At 66.9% G+C, this 21,418-nt stretch carries 23 protein-coding genes; 12 read left to right on the forward strand and 11 right to left on the reverse strand.

Features of this window, described 5'->3' with window-relative positions; translation table 11 throughout:
* Nucleotides 1-49 precede the first annotated feature (49 nt).
* The 4 genes from truB to rocF all read right to left on the reverse strand — a co-directional run bounded on the left by truB (nucleotide 50) and on the right by rocF (nucleotide 4,075).
* Nucleotides 50-955 carry a tRNA pseudouridine(55) synthase TruB gene (gene truB / locus EAE28_RS08790; RefSeq protein ID WP_127105479.1) on the reverse strand — a complete coding sequence of 302 codons (906 nt, stop codon included), beginning with the start codon at nucleotides 953-955 and terminating at the stop codon, nucleotides 50-52.
* Between the two features lie 65 nt (nucleotides 956-1,020).
* Nucleotides 1,021-2,016, reverse strand: coding sequence for a tetratricopeptide repeat protein (locus EAE28_RS23705; RefSeq protein ID WP_164736588.1), 996 nt, complete (start codon nucleotides 2,014-2,016; stop codon nucleotides 1,021-1,023).
* Between the two features lie 68 nt (nucleotides 2,017-2,084).
* Nucleotides 2,085-3,143, reverse strand: coding sequence for an ornithine cyclodeaminase (locus EAE28_RS08805; RefSeq protein ID WP_127105481.1), 1,059 nt, complete (start codon nucleotides 3,141-3,143; stop codon nucleotides 2,085-2,087).
* A complete protein-coding gene (gene rocF / locus EAE28_RS08810; RefSeq protein WP_127105482.1) occupies nucleotides 3,143-4,075 on the reverse strand; it encodes an arginase in 933 nt (310 codons plus the stop codon). Before rocF ends, EAE28_RS08805 begins: the two co-directional genes overlap by 1 nt.
* A gap of 132 nt (nucleotides 4,076-4,207) precedes the next feature.
* On the opposite strand from rocF, the gene EAE28_RS08815 reads away from it, so the two are divergent.
* A complete protein-coding gene (locus EAE28_RS08815; RefSeq protein ID WP_127105483.1) occupies nucleotides 4,208-4,657 on the forward strand; it encodes an Lrp/AsnC family transcriptional regulator in 450 nt (149 codons plus the stop codon).
* A gap of 175 nt (nucleotides 4,658-4,832) precedes the next feature.
* On the opposite strand, the gene EAE28_RS08820 is transcribed toward EAE28_RS08815, so the two are convergent.
* The 3 genes from EAE28_RS08820 to EAE28_RS08830 are packed head-to-tail and all read right to left on the reverse strand — an operon-like array spanning nucleotide 4,833 to nucleotide 6,244.
* The gene (locus EAE28_RS08820) at nucleotides 4,833-5,144 is read right to left on the reverse strand and encodes a phosphoribosyl-ATP diphosphatase (protein ID WP_127105484.1); all 312 of its coding nucleotides are present in this window, start codon (nucleotides 5,142-5,144) and stop codon (nucleotides 4,833-4,835) included.
* Complete coding sequence (gene hisF, locus EAE28_RS08825; protein WP_127105485.1) at nucleotides 5,141-5,902, reverse strand: imidazole glycerol phosphate synthase subunit HisF; 762 nt, start codon at nucleotides 5,900-5,902, stop codon at nucleotides 5,141-5,143. Before hisF ends, EAE28_RS08820 begins: the two co-directional genes overlap by 4 nt.
* A 60-nt stretch (nucleotides 5,903-5,962) precedes the next feature.
* Nucleotides 5,963-6,244 carry a hypothetical protein gene (locus tag EAE28_RS08830; protein ID WP_127105486.1) on the reverse strand — a complete coding sequence of 94 codons (282 nt, stop codon included), beginning with the start codon at nucleotides 6,242-6,244 and terminating at the stop codon, nucleotides 5,963-5,965.
* A gap of 114 nt (nucleotides 6,245-6,358) precedes the next feature.
* Between EAE28_RS08830 and EAE28_RS08835 the strand changes: the two genes are divergently transcribed.
* The 5 genes from EAE28_RS08835 (at nucleotide 6,359) to EAE28_RS08855 (ending at nucleotide 11,572) form a co-directional block, all read left to right on the forward strand.
* The gene (locus tag EAE28_RS08835) at nucleotides 6,359-6,757 is read left to right on the forward strand and encodes a hypothetical protein (protein WP_127105487.1); all 399 of its coding nucleotides are present in this window, start codon (nucleotides 6,359-6,361) and stop codon (nucleotides 6,755-6,757) included.
* 88 nt (nucleotides 6,758-6,845) lie between these two features.
* Nucleotides 6,846-7,271 (forward strand): hypothetical protein, encoded by a 426-nt coding sequence (locus tag EAE28_RS08840; protein ID WP_127105488.1) that lies wholly within the window; start codon nucleotides 6,846-6,848, stop codon nucleotides 7,269-7,271.
* A 28-nt stretch (nucleotides 7,272-7,299) separates the two neighbouring features.
* A complete protein-coding gene (locus EAE28_RS08845; RefSeq protein WP_127105489.1) occupies nucleotides 7,300-8,322 on the forward strand; it encodes a cysteine synthase A in 1,023 nt (340 codons plus the stop codon).
* Between the two features lie 26 nt (nucleotides 8,323-8,348).
* Nucleotides 8,349-10,853: a DUF3772 domain-containing protein gene (locus EAE28_RS08850; RefSeq protein ID WP_164736589.1), complete on the forward strand. Its 2,505-nt coding sequence runs from the start codon at nucleotides 8,349-8,351 to the stop codon at nucleotides 10,851-10,853.
* The gene (locus tag EAE28_RS08855; RefSeq protein ID WP_127105491.1) at nucleotides 10,850-11,572 is read left to right on the forward strand and encodes an alanyl-tRNA editing protein; all 723 of its coding nucleotides are present in this window, start codon (nucleotides 10,850-10,852) and stop codon (nucleotides 11,570-11,572) included. The genes EAE28_RS08850 and EAE28_RS08855 overlap by 4 nt, the downstream gene beginning before the upstream one ends.
* A 20-nt stretch (nucleotides 11,573-11,592) precedes the next feature.
* On the opposite strand, the gene rpiA is transcribed toward EAE28_RS08855, so the two are convergent.
* Nucleotides 11,593-12,375 carry a ribose-5-phosphate isomerase RpiA gene (rpiA, locus tag EAE28_RS08860; RefSeq protein WP_127105492.1) on the reverse strand — a complete coding sequence of 261 codons (783 nt, stop codon included), beginning with the start codon at nucleotides 12,373-12,375 and terminating at the stop codon, nucleotides 11,593-11,595.
* 186 nt (nucleotides 12,376-12,561) lie between these two features.
* On the opposite strand from rpiA, the gene EAE28_RS08865 reads away from it, so the two are divergent.
* A complete protein-coding gene (locus tag EAE28_RS08865) occupies nucleotides 12,562-14,409 on the forward strand; it encodes a hypothetical protein (RefSeq protein ID WP_127105493.1) in 1,848 nt (615 codons plus the stop codon).
* Between the two features lie 113 nt (nucleotides 14,410-14,522).
* On the opposite strand, the gene EAE28_RS08870 is transcribed toward EAE28_RS08865, so the two are convergent.
* A complete protein-coding gene (locus tag EAE28_RS08870) occupies nucleotides 14,523-15,068 on the reverse strand; it encodes a YaeQ family protein (RefSeq protein WP_127105986.1) in 546 nt (181 codons plus the stop codon).
* Nucleotides 15,069-15,195: 127 nt separating this feature from the next.
* Between EAE28_RS08870 and EAE28_RS08875 the strand changes: the two genes are divergently transcribed.
* The 3 genes from EAE28_RS08875 (at nucleotide 15,196) to EAE28_RS08885 (ending at nucleotide 18,088) form a co-directional block, all read left to right on the forward strand.
* A complete protein-coding gene (locus EAE28_RS08875) occupies nucleotides 15,196-15,822 on the forward strand; it encodes a YdeI/OmpD-associated family protein (RefSeq protein ID WP_127105494.1) in 627 nt (208 codons plus the stop codon).
* A gap of 13 nt (nucleotides 15,823-15,835) precedes the next feature.
* Nucleotides 15,836-16,516 carry a glutathione S-transferase family protein gene (locus EAE28_RS08880; protein ID WP_127105495.1) on the forward strand — a complete coding sequence of 227 codons (681 nt, stop codon included), beginning with the start codon at nucleotides 15,836-15,838 and terminating at the stop codon, nucleotides 16,514-16,516.
* A gap of 198 nt (nucleotides 16,517-16,714) precedes the next feature.
* Nucleotides 16,715-18,088, forward strand: coding sequence for an L-serine ammonia-lyase (locus EAE28_RS08885; protein ID WP_127105496.1), 1,374 nt, complete (start codon nucleotides 16,715-16,717; stop codon nucleotides 18,086-18,088).
* Here EAE28_RS08885 and EAE28_RS08890 read toward each other — a convergent pair.
* Entirely contained in the window at nucleotides 18,069-18,896 is an 828-nt protein-coding gene (locus EAE28_RS08890) for an EamA family transporter (protein ID WP_127105497.1), read from the reverse strand. The genes EAE28_RS08885 and EAE28_RS08890 overlap by 20 nt on opposite strands.
* 201 nt (nucleotides 18,897-19,097) lie before the next feature.
* Between EAE28_RS08890 and EAE28_RS08895 the strand changes: the two genes are divergently transcribed.
* Together EAE28_RS08895 and EAE28_RS08900 are read left to right on the forward strand one after the other, a co-directional pair.
* Nucleotides 19,098-19,802, forward strand: a complete 705-nt coding sequence (locus EAE28_RS08895) for a helix-turn-helix transcriptional regulator (RefSeq protein ID WP_127105498.1) — start codon at nucleotides 19,098-19,100, stop codon at nucleotides 19,800-19,802.
* A complete protein-coding gene (locus EAE28_RS08900; RefSeq protein WP_127105499.1) occupies nucleotides 19,799-20,734 on the forward strand; it encodes a DMT family transporter in 936 nt (311 codons plus the stop codon). Before EAE28_RS08895 ends, EAE28_RS08900 begins: the two co-directional genes overlap by 4 nt.
* On the opposite strand, the gene EAE28_RS08905 is transcribed toward EAE28_RS08900, so the two are convergent.
* A complete protein-coding gene (locus EAE28_RS08905) occupies nucleotides 20,679-21,371 on the reverse strand; it encodes a thiamine diphosphokinase (protein WP_127105500.1) in 693 nt (230 codons plus the stop codon). The genes EAE28_RS08900 and EAE28_RS08905 overlap by 56 nt on opposite strands.
* Nucleotides 21,372-21,418: the final 47 nt, after the last annotated feature.

Raw genomic sequence — 21,418 nt, forward strand, 5'->3', positions numbered from 1 at the left:
TGTTAAACACCCTGTGATGCCGGGCGTCCAGAGGAGCGCAGCGTCGCTTTCAGAGGTTGAACACCCGGTTGGGATGCAGTTCGCCGCCCATATAGACGCCGACGCCGACCGGCTTGCCCTCATAGCTGGCCCAGGCGGTTTCGCCGGGCGCGGCGCGGGACGAGAGCACCTGACCGGGGTTGCCGTTCTTCAGCCGCACAGCGCCTTCGGCCGACAGCGGCAGTTCCTGCAGGGCGAACAGGCCAATTTCCAGCGGCAACAGGCGGGCCTCAAGCTCGGGGGTCTTGGCCAGCGCGTCCAGTTCTTCCAGCGTGATGCCCTGTGCGGCCTGAAACGGCCCCGACCATTCGCGCCGCAGCCACGCGACATGGCCCAGACAGCCCAGCGCCACGCCCAGATCGCGGGCGATCGAGCGCACATAGCCGCCCTTGCCGCAGACCATCTCGAACTCGGCGCAATCGGCGTCCGGGCGGGCGGTCAGCACCAGCTTTTCCACCAGCAGCGGGCGGGCAGCCAGATCCATCGCCTCACCGGTGCGGGCAATGTCATAGGCGCGCTCGCCCTCGACCTTGACGGCGGAGTATTGCGGCGGGACTTGCTCGATCTGGCCGCGGAAGGCCTCAAGCGCGGCTTCGATCTGCGCGTCGTCGGGGCGTGTTTCGCTGCGGGCGATCACCTGGCCCTCGGCATCGTCGGTATCGGTGGCAGCGCCAAAATTGACGCGGAAGCGGTAGCATTTGGCGGCATCGGTGACATAAGGCACGGTCTTTGTCGCCTCGCCTAGCGCCACGGCCAGCACGCCGGTTGCCGCCGGGTCGAGCGTGCCCGCGTGCCCGGCCTTCTGCGCGCCCAGTGCCCAGCGGACCTTGCCCACCACCGAGGTCGAGGTGATCCCCGCCGGTTTGTCTACAACCAGCCAGCCCGAAATCGCGCGACCTTTGCTTTTGCGTGCCATGCTTACCCCCTTGAGATCAGGCGCGCGGGCATAGCGGCTCACCCGCTGCACCGCAACCCCTGCGCTCAACGCAGATCGTCGGCCAGAAAACAGGCGTCGGGATCGCCCAATGTGCAGGCACGCTCCAACACGGCCAGCGCGCGGGGAACGTCGGGGGGAACGCCGCGTCCCTCGGCCAGAATATCGCCCAGCGTCACGCAGGCATAGGGATCGTTGCCGTCGCAGCCCAGCGCGAACAGGCGCACCGCTTCGGTGATGTCAGGCTGAACGCCTAGGCCCGAGCGGTAAATTTCGCCCAGATAGCTGCAGCCCTGCGACTCGCCCCCTTCGCAGGACTGGCTGTAGAGCGTGGCGGCGCGGGACACGTCCATCTCGACCCCGTCGCCCAGTTCGAGCCGGAAGCCGAATTGCGAGCAGGCGAGCAGGTCGCCTCCCTCACAGCCCGCTTCAAACAGCCCCGCGACGCGCTGTGAGATCGTTTCCAGATCGCCCAGCCCGTTCAGATCGGTCTGAAACGCCAGCTCGGTGCAGGCTTCGGCCCAGCCGCCCGTGCACAGGTCACCCAGCAGGGCAGCGCCGCCCGGCAGATCTTCAGCACCGCCGCGCCCTTGTATCATCATCAGTGCCAGCCCGGCACAGCCGGCGGCGGCGTGGCGGTCGGGCCAGTCGGTGCAGGCGGTCTGGTAGTGCGCGCGGGCGGTGGGGTCTGCCTGCGGCAAACCGGCCAGCCCGACTTCATAAAGCTGTCCAAGCACGCCGGAGGCGAGCGCGGGCAGGGTCTGCGTCGCTTCGGTCAACAGGGGCAACGCGCCGCTGTCCTGCGGATCGAGCGCAAGACGCGCGCGGGCTTCGAGGATGGCAAGAAAGGCGTCATTGGGCGCTGCGGCACGCGCCGCTTCACAGGCCGCAACCGCCTCCACCGGCGCGCGGACGGCATAGACGCCGACCGCCCCCTCAACCCGCGGGATCAGCGGATAGCCCGCCAACCGGTCGCAGTCGGTTTGTTGTGCCTGCGCAGGCAGGGCGGTCAGCAGCGCGATAACGGCCCCGATCAGGCGCATAGGTTCCCTCGTCTTCCCTGTTCAGGAAAGACGCTAACACTGCCTGCGGCAGGCCCCAAGCCCTCGATTCAGGCCTTGGGCCGCTGTGCGCGCATGAGCATGCCGTAGAGGTCACGCGGATCATCGGGATCGGCGATCACATCCAGCATCTGCGATCCGGCATGGACCTGATCGTACAGCCAGTTCAGCGCGGTGAAATCCTCGATGGCAAAGCCGACACCATCGAAAAGGGTGATCTGCCCGGTGTCCCGCCGCCCCTCGACCGCGCCGGTGATCACCTGCCACAAGGCGGCGACCGGATAGTCCGCCGGCATCTGCTGGATCTCGCCTTCGACCCGTGTTTGCGGCTCGAATTCCACAAAGGTCTGCGCGCGCTCAAGAATGGCCGGGGCCAGCTCGGTCTTGCCCGGACAATCCCCGCCAATCGCGTTGATATGCACGCCCGCGCCGATCATGTTGTCATGCAGCACGGTCGCATTGCGCTTGTCGGCGGTGCAGGTGGTGATGATCTGCGCGCCCTCTATGGCGGCTTCGGCGCTGGTACACCCGATCACGGTCAGCCCGCTTCCCTTGAGGTTGCGTTCGCATTTCTCGGTCGCAGCGGGGTCCACGTCATAAAGCCGCACGGTGTCGATGCCGCAAACCGCCTTGAGCGCCAGCGCCTGAAACTCGGCCTGCGCGCCATTGCCGATCAACGCCATCACCCGCGCACCCTTGGGCGCCAGATGCCGCGCGGCAAGGGCCGAGGTCGCGGCGGTTCTGAGCGCGGTCAGCACCGTCATCTCGGCGAACATCAGCGGATAGCCGGTGGCCACCTGCGAGAGCACACCAAAGGCGGTCACCGTCTGCAACCCGGCGCGGGTATTGGCGGGATGGCCGTTCACATACTTGAACGCATAGCGCTCGCCGTCCGAGGTCGGCATCAGCTCGATCACCCCGATGTCGGAATGCGAGGCGACGCGGGCGGTCTTGTCGAAGGTTGCCCAGCGGCGGAAATCGGCCTCGATCCGGTCGGTGAGATCACGCAGCGCGGCCTCCAGCCCGACCCGGTGAATGATCGCCATCATATCCGCGACAGAAATGAACGGCACCAGAGCCTGCGCCGAGGGCTGGGGAAGATCGCGCATCACATCTGCCCCCTGAAGCTGCGGGTCGGGCGGTCAAAGACTTTCTTGCCCATCAGGCTGGCGACCAGATCGACCATCAGATGCGCGGTGCGGCCGCGCTCGTCCAGAAAGGGGTTCAGCTCGACCAGATCCAGCGAAGTGACGCGCCCGGATTCGTGCAAGAGTTCCATCACCAGATGCGCCTCGCGGAACGTCGCGCCGCCCGGAACGGTGGTGCCGACAGCGGGGGCAACCGAGGGATCGAGGAAGTCGACATCCAGCGAGACATGCAGCAACCCATCCGCGGCCTCAACCAGTTCAAGGAACTCGCGCAGCGGCGCGACGACGCCGCGCTCATCGAGCACCCGCATGTCGTTGATGGCGATCTCATGCTCCAGCAGGGCGGCGTGTTCGGCAGCATCGACGCTGCGGATCCCGAACAGGCAGATGTTTTCCGGCGGGACGGGGGCGGGGAAGGGCGGGAACTCAGGAAACTCGCGCCCGGCCAGATAGGCGACAGGCGTACCGTGCAGATTGCCCGAGACGGTGGTGCTGGGGGTATGGAAGTCGCTGTGCGCATCGAGCCAGAGCACGAACAGCGGCCTGCCCGACGCCTTGGCGGCGGCGGCGACCCCGGCGACAGACCCCAACGCGAGGCTGTGATCCCCGCCCATGAAAATCGGCATGCCCTTTGCGCATGCGGCCTCTCCGGCTTCGGCCAGCGCGCGGGTCCAGCCCAAGGTTTCGGGCAGGTGATGCACGGCAGAATTGGCGCTGGTCGCAGGGATCGGCGCGCAGGCAACGTCGCCCAGATCGGTCACGCTATGCCCCAGCGCCTCCAGCGCGCCCGCCAGCCCGGCGGTACGGTAGGCGGCCGGGCCCATCAGGCAACCGGGGCGGTGCTGGCCAGAGTCGACGGGGGCACCGATGAGCAGGCAATGGGTCTGGGGCATGGGGAAACCTTTGTGTGGGGCGTGTTCGGGTCAGTGTAGCCTTTGACGGGACGCGTTCCACTTGACGGAATGACCGTTTCGGTCGGATCATAGCGCAAAATGATCAGTCAAACTGCCCGGATTGGAATTCCAATGCTCGACGAAACCGATCTCGCCCTCATCGCTGCCCTGAAGCGCGACGGGAGGGCGGGGCTCTCCGAGCTTGCTGCCCGGCTGGGGCTGAGTCGCGCGACGGTCCGTAACCGGCTGGCCCGGCTGCAAGAGACCGGCGAGGTGCAGGGTTTCACCGTCCTGACCCGCAGTGATCTTGCCGACAGCCCGGTGCGCGCGCTGATGATGGTGGCGATCGAAGGAACCGGCACCGACCGCGCGGTCGGTCGAATGCTGACGATGCCTGCCGTCCGGGCGGTACATTCTACATCGGGCCGCTGGGATGTGATCGTGGATCTGGCGACCGACAGCTTGTCGGCGCTCGACGAAACCATCTCGCGCATCCGCAAGCTCGACAGCGTCAGCCAGTCGGAAACCCATCTCTTGATGTCGACCCGCCGCGCGCAGGGAGGGCGGGGTCAGGGGGGCTAGCCCTCCTCTGCGCGCAAGCGCGCATTCACCCCCCAGGATATTTACGGACAGATGATAAGGTTTTCTTAACCCTGCTTCATTTTCTGTCTCTAAATATCCACGGGAGGAGTCCAGAGGAGGGGGCGTGCCCCCTCCTCTGGCGAGGGGGGCTCGGGGGGGCGAGAAGCCCCCCCGATTACCCGCGCGACGCTTTCTCGGTGATGCCCGATACGCCCTCACGCCGGGCCAGTTCGGCTTCGATATCGTCCAGCGAAACGCCACGGGCGGTACACATGACCAGCAGATGGAACAGTACATCCGCGGCCTCGGCGGTCAGCCGCGCCTTGTCCCCCTTGACCGCCTCGATCACCGCCTCGATCGCCTCTTCGCCGAATTTCTCGGCGCATTTCTCGGGGCCCTTGGCGAAGAGCTTGGCGGTCCAGCTGGTGTCGGGGTCGGCGGTTTTGCGCGCTTCAACGGTAGCGGCGAGACGGTGGAGAGCGCTCATGTCAGCCTCACAGGGATGCCGGCGGCGGCCATATGGGCCTTGGCCTGACCGATGGTATAGGTGCCGAAATGGAAAATCGACGCGGCCAGCACCGCCGAGGCGTGGCCTTCGGTGACGCCTTCGACCAGATGGTCCAGCGTCCCCACGCCGCCCGAGGCGATCACCGGCACGTCGACCGCATCCGCAATCGCGCGCGTCAGCGGCAGGTTGAAACCGGCTTTGGTGCCGTCGCGGTCCATTGAGGTCAGCAGGATCTCTCCCGCGCCCTTGGCCGCCACCGTCCGCGCGAACGCCACCGCGTCGATGCCGGTCGCCTTGCGCCCGCCGTGGGTGAAGATCTCCCACCGGCCCGTCTCGACCGTCTTGGCGTCAATCGCCACGACGATGCATTGCGAGCCGAAGCGATCCGCGGCTTCGGCCACCACATCGGGGTTGGCGACGGCCGCCGAGTTGAACGAGACCTTGTCCGCCCCCGCCAGCAAAAGCGCGCGCACATCGTGATGCGTGCGCACCCCGCCGCCCACGGTCAGCGGCATGAAGCATTGCTCGGCCGTGCGGGTCACCAGATCGAACATCGTGCCGCGATTTTCATGCGTGGCGTGGATGTCCAGAAAACACAGCTCGTCCGCGCCTGCCGCGTCATAGGCCTTGGCGGCCTCGACCGGGTCGCCGGCATCGATCAGGTTGACGAAGTTCACGCCCTTGACCACGCGCCCGTCGGCGACGTCAAGGCAGGGGATGATGCGGGTTTTCAGCATGGCGGGGCTCCTTGCCCCTTCCCTAGCGCCAGAGCGCCGGTTCGGAAAGGGGGAAGCATCCTAATCGCGCGCCCGGCGGATCAGCGACACCAGCGCCAGCCAGATCCCCAGCGCCATCCCGGCCAATGCGATGGGGGCGGTCAGGATCAGAAACCAGCCCGAGATGGACAGCGCATACAGGAACCGGCCCCCGTCCAGACCCATGATAACGCAAGGCCGCGCGCCGCTTTGTGTCACCGTGCAGCCGCTCACACCGGCCAAGGCCCAGGCCAGCGCGATGCCGAACACCGGCAACAGGCCGACAATGATCATCAATCCGGCAAGTACCCAACCGCGTTGCATCCGCTCTCCTGTCGCGTTTCCGCGCGGACTCTGCGCCTTGCTGCCGGTGAGCCCAAGCAACGCTTGCGTGAGGCGCGATTTACAGGCGGCGGGGGGCGCAGTAGAACGCGAGACATGCGTATTGCCTTTCTCCTTCCCCTCGCCCTTGCCGCCTGTACCGCGTCGCCCCGCGCCGTGCCCGATGGTGGGCCCGACCCTGCACCCGCGCCGCAGGACCGGATCGCTGCCGAATGCGCGCTGCTGGACCGCGCGGTGACGATGCTGGCCGCCAATGGCACGCCCGCGCATGACGGCCTGACCGAGGGCTGCCCCGGCGTCGCGGCACGCGACACCCGCCCGCTGCCCGAGCAACTGGCGTCTCTGCGCGCGGCCAATGCCGCCGCCTTGCCCCCGGCGATGCAGGCAGGCACCCGGGCCGAGGCGGTCTATCGCCGCATGATCACCCGCGGCGTGCCGGTGTCGCTGGCGCTTCACCTGACCTCGGACCCGTTGTTCTCCGCGGCCGCGCGCTAAGGTCGCAAGCGCGCGATATCCGACCCGGGGGCTGGACACTGCCCCTTGACCGCGCCACTTTGAGGCGAAACCGAGAAGGCACCCGACCATGGCTCAACCCACTGCTCCTGCCCCGTCGCATCTGATCTTCGTTGCCCTGCTTTTGCTGCTCTGGCACGGGCTGCTGGGGGCCGATTACGTCATCGAGCGTTTCGCGCTGGGCGAGCCGGGCTGGCCCGCGCTGATGTCCGCCCTGCCGCTGGACGCGCTGTGGATGCGGGTCGTCTGGGCGCTGGGCGTCTGGCTGGGCGTCGCGGCGGCGCTTTTTCTGGCGCTGAAAGACGATGCCTCGGTCCTTTTGTTCTTCGCCGCTGCCGCTGCCAATGTGGCGCTGGCCGTCGGTCTGATCCTGAACGCACCGCCGGTCTTGGTGCTGCCCTTGCCCTTGCCCGCCCTGTTGGGCCTGCTGGTCGTGGTGCCGCTGATGGGCTGGCTCTATGCCCGCACGCTGAACCGTGCGGGTGTGCTGCACTAATCTCTACGTCCTTGAAAGGATTTCTGCGATGATCCGCCGCAATCTGGCCGAAGCCATCGGCAATACCCCCCTGATCCGGCTGCGCAAAGCCAGCGAAGAGACGGGCTGCGAGATTCTCGGCAAGGCCGAGTTCCTGAACCCCGGCCAGTCGGTCAAGGACCGCGCCGCGCTGTACATCATTCGTGATGCCATCGCGCGCGGCGATCTGAAGCCGGGCGGCACGATTGTCGAGGGGACGGCGGGCAATACCGGCATCGGGCTGGCGCTGGTCGGCGCGTCGATGGGCTTCAAGTCGGTTATCGTGATCCCCGAGACGCAGAGTCAGGAAAAGAAGGACATGCTGCGTCTGGCAGGGGCCGAGCTGGTCGAGGTTCCGGCAGCGCCCTACAAGGACATCAACAACTACATCCGCTATTCCAGCCGTCTGGCCGAGGAACTGGCGAAAACCGAACCCAATGGGGCGATCTGGGCCAATCAGTTCGACAACGTGGCTAACCGTCAGGCGCATATCGAAACCACCGGGCCCGAGATCTGGTCGCAGACCGGTGGCAAGGTTGACGGCTTCACCTGCGCCGTAGGTTCTGGCGGCACGCTGGCCGGGGTCGGCATGGCGTTGCAGCCGCGTGGCGTGAAAGTGGCGCTGGCGGACCCCGAGGGTGCCGGTCTGCTCAAGCTCTACACCGGGCAGGAAAATCCGGGCAATTCGATCACCGAGGGCATCGGACAGGGCCGGATCACCGCCAATCTGGAAGGTTTCACGCCCGACATGGCGTGGCGCATTTCCGATGCCGAGGCGGTGCAGGTGGTGTTCGACCTGCTCGAACACGAGGGGCTGTGCCTTGGCGGTTCGTCGGGCGTCAACGTGGCCGGTGCGATCCGCATGGCCAAAGAGATGGGGCCTGGCCATACCATCGTGACCATTCTGTGCGACTACGGCACCCGTTATCAGTCCAAGCTGTATAATCCGGCCTTCCTGCGCGCCAAAAACCTGCCGGTTCCCGGCTGGCTGGACCGCGACGCGCGCGCGCTGCCGGACATGCGCGCGCAGTGATCGGGTCCGCCATGCGTCCTGTCTTGATGGTTCGTTGGCCGCTGGCGGCACTGATCGCGGTGCTGCTGGCGTTCAGCCTTGCCGCGCCGCTCACCGCGCAAACCTCTGACCCCACGGCTGCCGCCACCGCTCAGGCGGCACCGACCGAGATCAACTACGACGCTTGGAATGCGCTGGCGTCGCTGGCCGAGCAGACGCTCGAGGATAGCGGCGCGGCGGATGAGGTGCTGAACTCGATCCGCGCCGAAGTCGTCACCATGCGCACGCAGTTCATCGATGCGCAGACCGCGATGCAGGGCCGGATCGATGCGCTGCGCGAACAGATTGCCGCCCTTGGCCCGGTGCCCGAAGAGGGCCAGACCGAGTCGCAGGAGGTGGCAGACCGCCGCAACGAGCTGAACGCGCTGCTGGCCGAACGCGAAGCGCCGATGCGCGCGGCGGATGAGGCGCTGACCCGCGCCGAGCGTATCATCCGCGACATCGACCGCGAGCTGCGCCTGCGTCAGGCCAATGCGCTGATGACGCTGGGGCCGACACCGTTGAACCCGTCCACCTGGCTGGACGCGGCAGACGCGGTGATCAATTCGGTGCTGACGCTCAAGGGCGAGGCGATGAACGCCTGGCAGGACCCGGCGCACCGCGAGGAGATGATCAGCGATCTGCCCCTGACGCTGGGCACGCTGGCGCTGGCCGCGCTGTTGCTGTTTCGCGGGCGGCACTGGATGGAAACGCTCACCATGCGGCTGCTGCAAAGCACCACGCTGCTGCGGGGGCGGGCGGTTGCCGCGTTCTTCCTGTCCCTGTCACAGTTGATCGTACCCTTCCTGGGGCTGCTGCTGCTGTCGACGGCGATCAAACTGTCGCGGATGACCGGCCCGACGATTCTTGAGATTTCGGACGCGCTGGTGCCGGCAGGCATGGCGATATTCTTCACCCGCTGGCTGTCGCTGCATATCTTCCCCATCGTCGATGACCCGCGCCTGTCGCTGAACCTGAACGCCATTGACCGCCGCCGCGCGCGTGGGCTGGCGCTGGTGTTCGGCTTCCTGTCGGCCATCGAGACCCTGTTCACCCCGTTCATCGCGCCGCAATGGCAGCCGGACACGGCGATGTCGGCGCTGAATTTCCCGCTGGTGGTGCTCTGCGCGCTGACCATGCTGCGCTTCTCGCGCCTGCTGCGCCGGCACGAGCCGCGCCGGGCCATCGAAGACGGGGTCGAGGTCGACACCTCGCCCTATTTCGACCGCATGCTCACGCTGGGCAGCCGGGTGCTGATGTTCTTTGGCATCGCCGCCCCCTTGCTGGGGGCCGCGGGCTATATGGCCGCCGCGCTGCAACTGACCTATCCGGCGATCAAGTCGCTGGCTTTGATTGCGCTGATCATGGTGCTGCACCGGCTGATCACGGCGATCTACATCACCATTGTGGGCGATGACGAACGCTCGGCACGGGGGCTGGTTCCGGCGCTGGCCGGGCTTTTGCTGTCGATGCTGGCGCTGGCGCCGCTGGCGCTGATCTGGGGCGCGCGTCAGACCGATCTGGTCGAGATCTGGACCCGCTTCAGCGAAGGCGTCAGCCTTGGCGGCGCGCGCATTTCTCCGGCCAGCGTGTTCTGGTTCTTCATTGTCTTTGCCATCGGCTTTCTGGTCACACGCGCGCTGCAAGGCGCGCTGGGCACCTCGGTGCTGCCCAAGACCTCGATGGAAAAGGGCGCGCAAAAGGCGATCATCTCTGGCGTCGGCTATGTCGGCATCACGGCGGCGGCGCTCGCGGCCTTCTCGGTTGCCGGGATCGACCTGTCCGGCCTTGCCATCGTCGCCGGCGCACTGTCGGTCGGTGTCGGTTTCGGTCTGCAGGCCATCGTGTCGAACTTTGTGTCCGGCATCATCCTGCTGATCGAGCGCCCGGTGTCCGAGGGCGACTGGATCGAGGTCGGCCCGACGCAGGGTACCGTTCAGCGGATCTCGGTGCGCTCGACCACGATCGAGACGTTCGACCGCTCCAAGGTCATCGTGCCGAACGCGGATCTGATCTCAGGCGCGGTGACGAACTACACCAAGTCGTCCAAGACCGGGCGTGTGGTGATGACCGTCGGCGTGGCTTACGGCACCGATACCCGCAAGGTCGAACGCATCCTGCGCGAGATCATCGAGGCCGAGCCGCTGGTTGTGCTCGACCCGGCGCCGGGCATCGATTTTCTGGGCTTCGGGGCGGATGCGCTCGATTTCCGCATCCGGGCGATCCTGCGGGATGTGACCTATAAGGTCGTTGTCGCGTCCGAGGTGAACCACAAGATCGCTGCGCGCTTCATCGAGGAAGGCATCGAGATCCCCTATGCGCAACGCGACATCTGGCTGCGCAACCCCGAGGCGCTGACGCAGATGCCGCCGGCGGCGAAGAAGCCGGTTGAGCCCGAAGACCGGCCAGCCAGAGAGTTCCAGCCCGAGCCACGCATGGACCGCGACACCGCAGATTCCGCCGGGATCAGCTCTGACGAGAGTGACGACATACCCCCCGAGGACGCCCGATGACCGACACCGCTGCCCTGTTTCGCGATGATGCCTATGCCCGCAGCTGCCGCACCACCGTCACCCGTATCGCCGAGGATGGCGCGCTGGTGGTGGCCCAGTCGGTGTTCTATCCGACCGGCGGCGGACAGCCGGGCGACAGCGGGCGGCTGATCTGGGACGGCGGCGATATCGCCATCACCACCACCCGCAAGGAAGACGCAACCGGCGTCGCGCTGGTGCCTGAGGCGGGCGCGGAGACACCGCCAGCGGGCACGGCGGTCGAGATGGTTCTCGACTGGGAGCCCCGCTATCAGCGCATGCGCATTCACACGGCGCTGCACCTGTTGTCGGTGGTGATCCCGCTGCCGGTGACCGGCGGCTCGATCGGACCGGGCAAAGGGCGGCTCGATTTCGACATGGCTGAGCCACCCGAAGACAAGCAGGCGCTGGAAGATCAGCTCAACGCCCTGATCGCGCGGGATCTGGTGGTCAGCGACAACTGGATCACCGACGCCGAACTCGAGGCCAATCCGGGGCTGGTGAAAACCATGTCCGTGCGCCCGCCGATGGGCCAGGGCCGGGTGCGGCTGGTGCGGATCGGCACGGCGGATGAACAGATCGACCTGCAACCCTGCGGCGGCACTCATGTCCGCACCACCGCCGAAATTGGTCGTATCGCGCTGGGCAAGGTCGAGAAGAAGGGCAAGCAGAACCGCCGGGTGACGCTGACCCTCGCCTGACAGGCGGGGCGCGCCGGGTTTCAGACGTCGCGAAAGATGTTGCCGTCGTCTTCGAAGATGATCTGTTCGTGCTCGACCGTGCCTTGCCCGATATCGCGCGTCTCGACCCGGCCATCGCCATAGCCGATCACCACCGCGTCGCAGATGTCGATGAACAGCCCGTTCTCGACCACGCCGGGCACCTGATTGAGCGCCAGCGACAGCTGCCGCGCATTGCCGATCCGGCCCAGGGCAAGGTCGAGGATATGGTTGCCCTCATCGGTCACGAACGGTCGCGCGCCGTTCATCCGCAGGGTCGCGCTGGTGCCCATGACGTCCATGGCGTTCAAGAGCTCTTCGATCAGCATCCGGCTTGCCTGCCAGCCGAAAGGGATCACCTCGACCGAAAGCGGGAAGTGGCCCAGCGTCTTTACCTCCTTGGAGGCATCGGTGATCACCACCATCCTGTCGCTGGCGGTGGCGACGATCTTTTCCATCAACAGCGCCCCGCCGCCGCCCTTGATCAGCGTCAGATCCGCATCGAACTCGTCGGTGCCGTCGATGGTCAGGTCCAGCCAGCCAGCCTCGTCGAGTGAGACGATCTTCAGCCCCAGCTCGCGCCCCAGATCCGCCGTGCGCGCCGAGGTCGGCACGCAGCTCAGCCGCAACCCTTCCTCGCGCACCCGTTCGGCCAGCGCGCGCACCATCCACGCAGCGGTCGAGCCGGTGCCGAGGCCCAGCTTCATGCCGTCCTCGACCAGATCGACGGCCCGGCGGGCAGCGGCATATTTCGCGCGGTCGATGGGGGTCAGCTGAATGGCCATGACAGGGCTCCTGAGCGGGTTGAGGCCGTTATAACACGGGGTTTGCGTGTTCAAAGGGGGCAGGGGGGATTTTCGGCGGGGCCCGGGTGTCCCACGATGGGACATTTTTCGATTGACGGGAAATCAAGGGGTTACCAAGGTCGATTCATACATCTTTAACGAGTGTCCCCGGTTGGAGGCGACCCCATGATCCGCAGCTGGAGCGATATTGAAGCGCTGGACCCGCCCCTGACCGCGCCGGAACGGCAGTTGATTGAGGCGTGCAAGGCGGGCGTGGAATGCGTGCTAGGCGACGGCACGCGTCCCGAGGGAGCCGACCCCGCCCGCACCATCCGCGCCGATCTGCTGCGCTACCTGATCCTCGGCGGCTGCGCCGACTGCCTTGTGCATGAATGGGGGGTGCTGCTGGCAGGGGCGTGGATCAGCGGTGAGCTGGATCTGTCCTTTGCAACGGCCAAGGGGCAGACCTTGTTGATCAGGTGTGGGTTTGAGAAGCCGGTGCTGGCGCTGCAAACTGCGTTCGAGGTTCTCAATCTCACCGGCAGCGCCCTGAAGGGCCTGAACGCCCAAGGCGCACGCGTGACGGGCGATGTGTTCCTGCGCGACGGGTTTGAGGCCGAGGGCACGGTCAGCTTTTCGGGGGCGGTGATCGGCGGGCAACTGGATTGCAGTGGAAGCAAGTTTTGCAACCCTGAGGGCGACGCCTTTAGCGCGCAAGGCGCACAGGTGACAGGCGATGTGTTCCTGCGCGACGGGTTTGAGGCCGAGGGCGCGGTCAGCTTGTTGGGGGCTGTGATCGGCGGTCAACTGGAGTGCAGCGGTAGCAAGTTTCGCAACCCTGAGGGCAAGGCCCTTCAAGCCCAAAATGCACGCGTGACGGGCGGTGCGTTCCTGTGCGACGGGTTCGAGGCCGAGGGCGAGGTCCGCTTGTCGGGGGCTGTGATCGGCGGCCAGCTGGTGTGCAGGGGTGGCAAGTTTCGCAACCCTGAAGGCATCGCTCTGAACGCCCACAGCGTCCAAGTTTCGGGCGCAGTGTTCCTGAGCGACGGGTTTGGCGCCGAAGGAGGGGTTTACCTATTGGGGGCCGCGATAGGCGGGCAACTTTCCTGCAACGGTAGCAAGTTTCGCAACGCAAAGGGCTCTGCGTTTGACGGGCAGCGGATGGCGGTGAATGAGGGTTTCTATTGGCGCGAGGTGGCGGTCGATAAGGGTAGTGTCAATTTGGCCTCGGCTCGGGTTGGGGACCTAGTCGATGATCTGAAAAGCTGGCCTTCGGGCGAGAACCGCCTGTACCTTGACGGCTTCATTTATGAACGCATTTCAGCCTCTTTCATCGATGCCGAGCGCCGCCTCAAGTGGCTGTCGCGCGGGACGATTTGGAAGGGGGAGTTTCACCCCCAGCCCTATTCCCATCTGGCCAAGGTCCTGCGTGAGATGGGGCATGAGCGGGCGGCCAAGGATGTTATGGTCGAGCAGCGAAAACTGATCGCTTTTCACATTCGCAAGCGGGCAAGGATCGCCCCCAATGGCGACTGGGACGTCGCGTTTCGCGGTCTGGGCGTTGATTTGCTGAATGCGTGGCGCTGGTTTTGGGATTTCGCTGTGCGCGCGGTTGCGGGGTATGGCTTCAAGCCCGCGCGGTCGGTGATCGTGCTGGCGGTTCTGTTTGTCGTGGCGGTTTTCGTTGCAAACAGAGCGTGGAACGAAGGCTCGATGGTGCCGAACTCGGATGTGATCCTTGTCTCCGAGGGATGGCGCGCGGTTGCCGAGCAACGCGACGCCTCGGCCCTGTGGACGGACACGGGCGCGCCGGGACAGGATTGGGAGACCTTCAACCGCTATGCCTGGGGCTTCGATGTGGTGGTGCCGATCCTCAGTCTGGGGCAGGCCGAGGCCTGGGCGCCCTCGACCGAGCGCGGGCCTTGGGGGGTGACGGCGTGGTGGTCGCGCTGGGTGTTGTCGACGTTGGGCTGGGGCGTCGTGGCGCTGGCCGCCGCCGCCGTTACGGGCATGATCCGGCGGGAGGGGGAGTGAGGCTCTCGGGCCTTAGCGGCATCAAGGACGCGGGGCACGCCTAAAGCGGCAGGACCGGCGCGGCAGGAAGACCGGTTCGGGCTGCCAACAACCGACCGCAAGCCAAGCCAGTCTTACGCCGCGCTCTTCCACATCACGGGGGTGAGGTTGACGATGTGATCGTCGACACTGACCATCACCTCGCCCTCGTGAATATTGATCTGCAACTTCATCGCGCGGCTTGCCAGTTTTGCCAGCGCGCGGGTGTCGGTTTCGGAAAAATTGACGACCTGCAGATTGTCGAACCGGGTGGTGCTGGTCTTGATCTTGTCCCACCACATCTCGGCGGTCCGGCCGCCATAGGGATAGACGAAGACCTTGTCGGCCTTGGCACAGGACTGCCGCACCACCTTCTCGCTGGGCAGCCCCAGCGCGACCCAGACATCGAGCGCGCCGCTGAGGCTTTTCTGCCAGATGTCGGGCTCGTCATCGGTGGACAGGCCCTTGGTCATTTCCAAATGCTCATGGGCATTCAGCGCAAAGGCGACAAGGCGCACCATCAGCCGCTCGTCCGTCTCGGAGGGGTGCCTGGCGACGGTGAGTTTATGCGTCTCGTAATAGTGGCGATCCATGTCCGAGACGGAGAGTTCAACTTTGTAAATGGTGGCGTTTTGCGCCATGATTTGCCCCAGATCCTCAAGGATGGGGATGAGTAGCCGGTCTGCGGACCGTTGGAAAGCGGATACGAAGACCCCGGGTGACGGGGCGCGCGGCGCGGGTATGCCTGGCGGCGCGGGAGGGTGTTTTATGGCGATGATCACCGACATCGAGGATTTCTTCACCAGGGGCTGTGGCCGGTGTGACCGCTTCGACACGCCCGCGTGTTCGGTGCAGCTGTGGCGGGACGGGCTGACGGCGCTGCGGCGGATCTGTCTGGACGCCGGGCTTGAGGAGGTGGTGAAATGGGCGCATCCGACCTATGTGCATGCCGGGCGCAACATCGCGCTCTTTGGCGCGTTCCGGGGGGATTTCCGGCTGAGTTTCCTCAATCCGGGTCTGCTGGACGACACCGAGGGGGTGCTGGAACCCGCCGGTCCGAACAGCCAGACGCCGGGGGTGCTCCGCTTCACCGATGCTGGGCAGGTCGCGACGTTGGAGCCGGTGATCCGCGCCTATCTGCGCCAGCTGATGGACCATGCCGAGGCGGGCACCCGGCCGCCCAGGGTGACGCGCGAGATCGAGGTCCCCGACGAGCTGACCGAGGCGCTGGACGCCGATCCCGAGCTGGCCGACGCCTTTCACGCGCTGACACCGGGGCGGCAAAAGAGCTATGCCTTCGCGCTCAATCAGGCAAAGCAAGCCGCCACCCGCCGCGCCCGGATCGAGAAATTCCGCCCTCATATCCTTGCCGGCAAGGGCGCGACCGAGCGTTAACCCGGAGATCCCGATGCTCACCCTCCATTACGCCCCCGATAACGCCTCGCTGATCGTGCGCCTCGCGCTGCTCGAGCTGGGCGTGCCCTTTACCACCACGCTGGTCGACCGCCGCGCGCGTCAACACAAGAGCGCGGCCTACCGGGCGCTCAATCCGGCGGGGCTGATCCCGGTGCTGGAAACGCCCGAGGGGCCGGTCAGCGAGACGGCGGCGGTGCTGTTGTGGCTGGTCGATCGCTACGGCGCGCTGGGGCCGCAGGTGGGGGAGGCGGGACGCGGTGCGTTCCTGAAATGGCTGTTCTTCACCTCGAACACCCTGCACGCTGACCTGCGCATGGTGTTCTACCCCGGCCAATACGCGCCCGGCGCCGAAGCCGCATTGCACGCCGGTGTCACCGCGCGCTTGCAGCAGCATTACGCGCTGCTCGACGCGCTGTGCGGGACGGTGCCGTGGTTCGGCGGCGCGCAGCCTTCGGTGCTCGACTTTTACGTCGCCGCCACGCTGCGCTGGGCCGCGCTCTATGCGCCGGGTGGGGCGTGGTTCAGCCTTGCGGACTGCCCCAACCTGCGCGCCATGCTCGCCCGGCTGGAAACCCGCACCTCGGTCGCCACGGCCAGCACCGCCGAGGGCCTTGGCCCGCACCCCTTCACCAACCCACAGCCCTGCACACCCCCCGAAGGCTCCCCACATTAGGTTAACACCACGTAAACGCCCCATCATCTGTCGATAAATATCCTCGGGGGGGCTTCGGCCCCTGGCCGAAGCGGGGGGCAGAAGGCCCCCCTCCGCCACCCCCACACGGCGCAAACGGCAACCCGAGGGTCGCTGTTGGCTGACACGGCCCCGGCCCCTCGGTTAGGCTGGCCAAAACCGAACCCCGGAGCCCTGCGCATGTTTCTCTCCGTCTTTGACATCTTCAAGATCGGCGTCGGCCCGTCCTCGTCGCACACGATGGGGCCGATGGTGGCGGCGGGGCGGTTTCTGGACCGGCTCAGGGCCTCGCCCTTCACCGCGCACGGGCTGCGCGCGTCCTTGCACGGCTCGCTGGCCTTCACCGGCGTCGGCCATGGCACCGACCGCGCGGTGATCCTGGGGCTGGCGGGGTTCTTGCCCGAAAGCTTCGATGCCGAGCGCGGCGAGCTGACGCTGGCCGCGATCCACGCCGAGCATCAAGTCACGCCCCCCGACCTGCCCGCGCTGCGCTTTGATCCCAAGGCTGATCTCATTTTCGACTACGCCAACCCGCTCACCGGCCACGCCAACGGTATGGTGCTGATGGCCACCGACGCGCAGGGCGATGTCATCTTGCGCGAGGTCTATTATTCCATCGGCGGCGGCTTCGTGGTGACCGAGGCCGAGCTGCGCGCGGGCAGCGCCGCCACCTCGGGCCCGCCGGTCCGCTACCCGTTCGAGAGCGCCGAGGCGATGCTGGCCATGGCCCGCGACTCAGGACTGGACATCGCCACGATGAAACGCGCCAATGAGTTGAGCCGCCGCGATCCCGCCGCCCTGTCGGCCGGGATCGCCCGGATCTGGGCGGTGATGAATGCCTGTATCGAGCGCGGGCTTGAGGGCGAAGGCATCCTGCCCGGCGGTCTCAAGGTCCGCCGCCGCGCCAAGGGCATCCACGAGCAGCTCCTGGCCGAGCGCGGCCTGAACCTGACCGCGCCGCATGTGATCAACGACTGGATGTCGCTCTATGCGATGGCGGTGAATGAGGAAAACGCGGCGGGCGGGCAGGTGGTCACCGCGCCGACCAATGGTGCGGCGGGGGTGATCCCGGCGGTGATCCGTTACTGGCAGGACCATGTGCCGGGCGCGCGTCAGGACAAGATCGAGGATTTCCTGCTCACGGCCGCCGCGATTGGCGGGCTGATCAAGCATAACGCCAGCATTTCCGGCGCGGAATGCGGCTGTCAGGCCGAGGTCGGCTCGGCCGCCGCGATGGCGGCGGCGGGCCTGTGTGCCGTGTTGGGTGGCAGCCCCGAGCAGGTCGAGAACGCCGCCGAGATCGCGCTCGAGCATCACCTCGGCATGACCTGCGATCCGGTCAAGGGGCTGGTGCAGGTGCCCTGCATCGAGCGCAATGGCTTGGGCGCGATCAAGGCGATCAGCGCCGCCTCGCTGGCACTGCGCGGCGACGGGCAGCATTTCATGCCGCTCGACAATTGCATCGAGGCGATGCGCCAGACCGGCGCCGATATGAGCGAGAAATACAAGGAAACCGCGCTGGGCGGGCTGGCGGTCAACGTCCCGAACTGCTGAGCGCCTGCCAGCTGACCGCGCCCAGCACCAGCGCACCGCCAAGTATCGTGGTGAGCGGCGGCACCTCGCCCAGCAGCAGGGCGGCCAGCAGCGCCGCCAGCGGCACCTCGGCCCCGCCGAGCAGCGCCACCTGCGCCGCAGGCAGGCGGCGCGCGCCCTCGGTGATCAGGATCGTTGCCAGCGCAAAGGCCGCACCGAAGGCCAGCAGCAGCCCGGCGTCCGCGGGACTCACCGCAAAGGGCGCGCCCCAGGCCAGCCCGGCAATCGCCAGCGGCAGCGCCGCCGCCGCCATCGCGCGCAGCGCCGGGGCTTGCGGGTGGGCGCGGATCAAGACCGTCGTCAGCGCCATCAGCCCGGTCATCAGCGCCGCCAGCACGATCCCCAGCACCGACCCGCCGCCCCCGCCGCCCGCCACCAGCGCCACCCCGGCCAGCGACACAGCTGCCGCCCCCAGCACGCCGCGCCCTGCCGCCGGACCACCCAACGCCCGGCTCAAGCCCGCCGCCGCGAAGGGTGCCAGCGCATAGACCAGCGCCACGGTGGCCACGGGTGCCTGCCGGAACGCCCCCAGAAACGCCGCACTCGCCGCGGCGCTGCTCAGCGCAATCGCCCAGCCCCAGCGCCCCATCGGCGCGCGCCCCTCGACGCGCAGCGCATAAAGTGCCACCAGCGTCCCGCCGATCACCCCGCGCCAGGCCAGCACCGTCCACAGATCGGCGCTGATCGCCTTGGTGAAAATCCCCGCCAGCGCAAACGGCAGGGTCGAGGCGAGGACCAAAAGACTCCCCAAACGATGTGATGGCGGCATACGGCACTCCCATGGCTGAACGCCCCGCTGTCCCACACCCTTCCTGCCACCTAGCTGTCAGCACAGATTTCGCCCGATCATCTGTCCTCAAATATCCACAGGGGGTTTCCAAAGGGGGCGCGTGCGCCCCCTTTGGCGGGGGGTGCGGGGGGCTGGCCCCCCGCCTCTTGCCATCCGCGCAAGCGCCGGGCACCAAGAGCCATGAGCCGCGCGATCCGCCAGCTTGAGACCATCGGCCTGCTGCGCGCCGCGCGCCGGGGGATGACCGCACAGGCGCTGGCCGCGCGGCTCGAGGTCTCGGCGCGCACCGTTTACCGCGACATTGCGCTGTTGCAGGCGTCGGGCGTGCCGATCGAGGGGGCGGCGGGCGTCGGCTATGTGCTGCGGCCCGGCTTCGATCTGCCGCCGCTGCATTTCAACGCCGACGAGGCCGAGGCGATCCGCGTCGCCCTCGCGCTCTTGCCGCGCACCGGCGATGCCGGGCTGATCGCGGCGGCTGAAAGTGTGGCGCATAAGTTGGGGGCGGGGACGGGCGCGCCGCTGTCGGCCTCGGGCTGGCACGAGATCCCGTCGGGCGTCGATCCGCAGGTCTTGCGGCGGGCGATCCGCGACGCGCGCGTCCTGCGCCTGACCTACCGCGACGAGGCCGGGCTTGAGAGCACGCGCGCGGTGTTGCCACTGGATCTGACCTACTTCGTCGAGGCGCAGGTGCTGGGCGCATGGTGCCGGTTGCGCGGCGCGATTCGGCATTTCCGGCTGGACCGGATGGTCAGCGCCTCGCTCACCGGTGCGCGGTTCACCGAGGAACGCGCCGCCTGTTTGCGCGCGCTGCGCCGCAACCGGAACGAGAGTGTCGCAAACGCGTTGGACGGACCCCCGGCAACGCGGGTAAGGCGTGATCCATGACCGCAGCAGCCCAACCCCCGACCCTCGACCGCGTGCCTCTGGCGATTGGCATGATGCTGGCGTTCTGCGCCATCGCGCCGCTGATCGACGTCTCGGCCAAATTCGCCTCGCAGGCGGTGAGCGTCACGCAGGTGACGTTCTTTCGGATGGTTGTGCAGGCCGTGCTCATGCTGCCGGTGCTTCTGGTGTTGCGTCAGAGCCTGCGGATCGGGCTGCGGCCCGCCCTGTGGGTGGCGGCGCGGGCGTTGATGCTGATCGGGTCGACCTATGCGTTCGTCGGTGCGGTCAAGGTGATGCCGCTGGCCGATGCGCTGGCCATCGCCTTTGTCGAGCCCTTCATCCTGCTGGCGCTGGGCGCGCTGTTCTTTGGCGATCAGGTCGGCCCCCGACGGATCGGCGCGGCGGTGGTGGGGTTTTGCGGCGCGCTGATGGTGATCCAGCCGAACTTTGCCGCCTTCGGCGCGGTGGCGCTGTATCCGCTGGCGACGGCGGTGTTCTTTGCGTTCTATATGCTGCTGACCCGCCGTGTTTCGCGCATGGTGGCGCCGGTGGCGATGCAGTTTCACACCGCGTGGATCGGCGTGGTCTGGATGCTGCCGGTGTTGGCACTGGGGCATGGCAGGGGGTGGGAGCTGCTCACCCTGAGCAACCCTGAGGCGATTGTCTGGGTGCAGCTGATCTGTGTCGGGCTGGCGGCAAGCGTGTCGCATATGGCGATCACCGTGGCGCTGCGCTTTGCGCCTTCGGCCACGCTGGCCCCGTTGCACTATCTTGAGATCATCAACGCCGTTCTGTTCGGCTGGTTCTTCTTTGGCGATCTGCCCAATCTTCTCAGCTGGGCCGGGATTGCGGTGATCGTGGCCTCGGGCCTTTACATCATTGCGCGCGAGCGGGCGCTGGCCAGAGCGGCGCGTCTGCCCATCCATCTGTAAGCGCGCCCAGCTGATCGAGCGGCAGCATCAGCAACATCTGTGGCCCGGCCGGATGCAGGGTCACCGGCCCACCCTTGGCTGCGTTCGAGGTGCCGATACGGCCCAGCGGGTCAAAGAGATGGTGATCCGTGGCCCAGCTCAGCCCGGTCGAGGCGCAGCGGACAGGCGCGAGCGGATAAAGCGACACGCGGCACTCGGCGGGCAGGGTCAGCGTCAACGCGGGCGGGCAGATCAGGCAGAGGTCTTCGCCCGTATCCATCACCAGCCGGCGGTGCGGGTTCTGCGCCATGGTGCTGATCGCTGCCAGCGTGTGATCCATCCGTCCGCCGCTGAACCCCACGGCAACCAGCAGGGGCGCTTCGACCGCCGCCAGCACCTTGTCGAAATCGGTGGTTTCCTGATCGGGGTTGTGGTGCAGGCGGTCCGCGCCCAGAACCTCGCGCGCGCTTTCTGAGATCGAATCGAAATCGCCGACCGCCAGATCCGGCGTGAACCCGAATCCCAGCGCCGCATCCGCGCCCCCGTCGGCTGCCACCAGATGCGGCGCGATGGTCAGCGCACGGGCCAACGCATCGCGCGAGGGCACGCCGCCCCCCACAAGTGTGATCCCTTGAGATTTTGCAAAGCGCGCCACCATATGGTGTTCTTGTCAATTGAGGCGTCGGAAGGCAAGCTTGGCCACAA

It is taken from the genome of Pararhodobacter zhoushanensis (genome assembly GCF_003990445.1).
Classification (GTDB): Bacteria; Pseudomonadota; Alphaproteobacteria; order Rhodobacterales; family Rhodobacteraceae; genus Pararhodobacter; species Pararhodobacter zhoushanensis.

What these genes read in the sequence shown, in the direction of transcription:
- truB (WP_127105479.1), bottom strand. Translation starts at nt 955, where the DNA reads ATGGCACGCAAAAGCAAAGGTCGCGCGATTTCGGGCTGGCTGGTTGTA.
- EAE28_RS23705 (WP_164736588.1), bottom strand. Translation starts at nt 2,016, where the DNA reads ATGCGCCTGATCGGGGCCGTTATCGCGCTGCTGACCGCCCTGCCTGCG.
- EAE28_RS08805 (WP_127105481.1), bottom strand. Translation starts at nt 3,143, where the DNA reads ATGCGCGATCTTCCCCAGCCCTCGGCGCAGGCTCTGGTGCCGTTCATT.
- rocF (WP_127105482.1), bottom strand. Translation starts at nt 4,075, where the DNA reads ATGCCCCAGACCCATTGCCTGCTCATCGGTGCCCCCGTCGACTCTGGC.
- EAE28_RS08815 (WP_127105483.1), top strand. Translation starts at nt 4,208, where the DNA reads ATGCTCGACGAAACCGATCTCGCCCTCATCGCTGCCCTGAAGCGCGAC.
- EAE28_RS08820 (WP_127105484.1), bottom strand. Translation starts at nt 5,144, where the DNA reads ATGAGCGCTCTCCACCGTCTCGCCGCTACCGTTGAAGCGCGCAAAACC.
- hisF (WP_127105485.1), bottom strand. Translation starts at nt 5,902, where the DNA reads ATGCTGAAAACCCGCATCATCCCCTGCCTTGACGTCGCCGACGGGCGC.
- EAE28_RS08830 (WP_127105486.1), bottom strand. Translation starts at nt 6,244, where the DNA reads ATGCAACGCGGTTGGGTACTTGCCGGATTGATGATCATTGTCGGCCTG.
- EAE28_RS08835 (WP_127105487.1), top strand. Translation starts at nt 6,359, where the DNA reads ATGCGTATTGCCTTTCTCCTTCCCCTCGCCCTTGCCGCCTGTACCGCG.
- EAE28_RS08840 (WP_127105488.1), top strand. Translation starts at nt 6,846, where the DNA reads ATGGCTCAACCCACTGCTCCTGCCCCGTCGCATCTGATCTTCGTTGCC.
- EAE28_RS08845 (WP_127105489.1), top strand. Translation starts at nt 7,300, where the DNA reads ATGATCCGCCGCAATCTGGCCGAAGCCATCGGCAATACCCCCCTGATC.
- EAE28_RS08850 (WP_164736589.1), top strand. Translation starts at nt 8,349, where the DNA reads ATGGTTCGTTGGCCGCTGGCGGCACTGATCGCGGTGCTGCTGGCGTTC.
- EAE28_RS08855 (WP_127105491.1), top strand. Translation starts at nt 10,850, where the DNA reads ATGACCGACACCGCTGCCCTGTTTCGCGATGATGCCTATGCCCGCAGC.
- rpiA (WP_127105492.1), bottom strand. Translation starts at nt 12,375, where the DNA reads ATGGCCATTCAGCTGACCCCCATCGACCGCGCGAAATATGCCGCTGCC.
- EAE28_RS08865 (WP_127105493.1), top strand. Translation starts at nt 12,562, where the DNA reads ATGATCCGCAGCTGGAGCGATATTGAAGCGCTGGACCCGCCCCTGACC.
- EAE28_RS08870 (WP_127105986.1), bottom strand. Translation starts at nt 15,068, where the DNA reads ATGGCGCAAAACGCCACCATTTACAAAGTTGAACTCTCCGTCTCGGAC.
- EAE28_RS08875 (WP_127105494.1), top strand. Translation starts at nt 15,196, where the DNA reads ATGGCGATGATCACCGACATCGAGGATTTCTTCACCAGGGGCTGTGGC.
- EAE28_RS08880 (WP_127105495.1), top strand. Translation starts at nt 15,836, where the DNA reads ATGCTCACCCTCCATTACGCCCCCGATAACGCCTCGCTGATCGTGCGC.
- EAE28_RS08885 (WP_127105496.1), top strand. Translation starts at nt 16,715, where the DNA reads ATGTTTCTCTCCGTCTTTGACATCTTCAAGATCGGCGTCGGCCCGTCC.
- EAE28_RS08890 (WP_127105497.1), bottom strand. Translation starts at nt 18,896, where the DNA reads ATGCCGCCATCACATCGTTTGGGGAGTCTTTTGGTCCTCGCCTCGACC.
- EAE28_RS08895 (WP_127105498.1), top strand. Translation starts at nt 19,098, where the DNA reads ATGAGCCGCGCGATCCGCCAGCTTGAGACCATCGGCCTGCTGCGCGCC.
- EAE28_RS08900 (WP_127105499.1), top strand. Translation starts at nt 19,799, where the DNA reads ATGACCGCAGCAGCCCAACCCCCGACCCTCGACCGCGTGCCTCTGGCG.
- EAE28_RS08905 (WP_127105500.1), bottom strand. Translation starts at nt 21,371, where the DNA reads ATGGTGGCGCGCTTTGCAAAATCTCAAGGGATCACACTTGTGGGGGGC.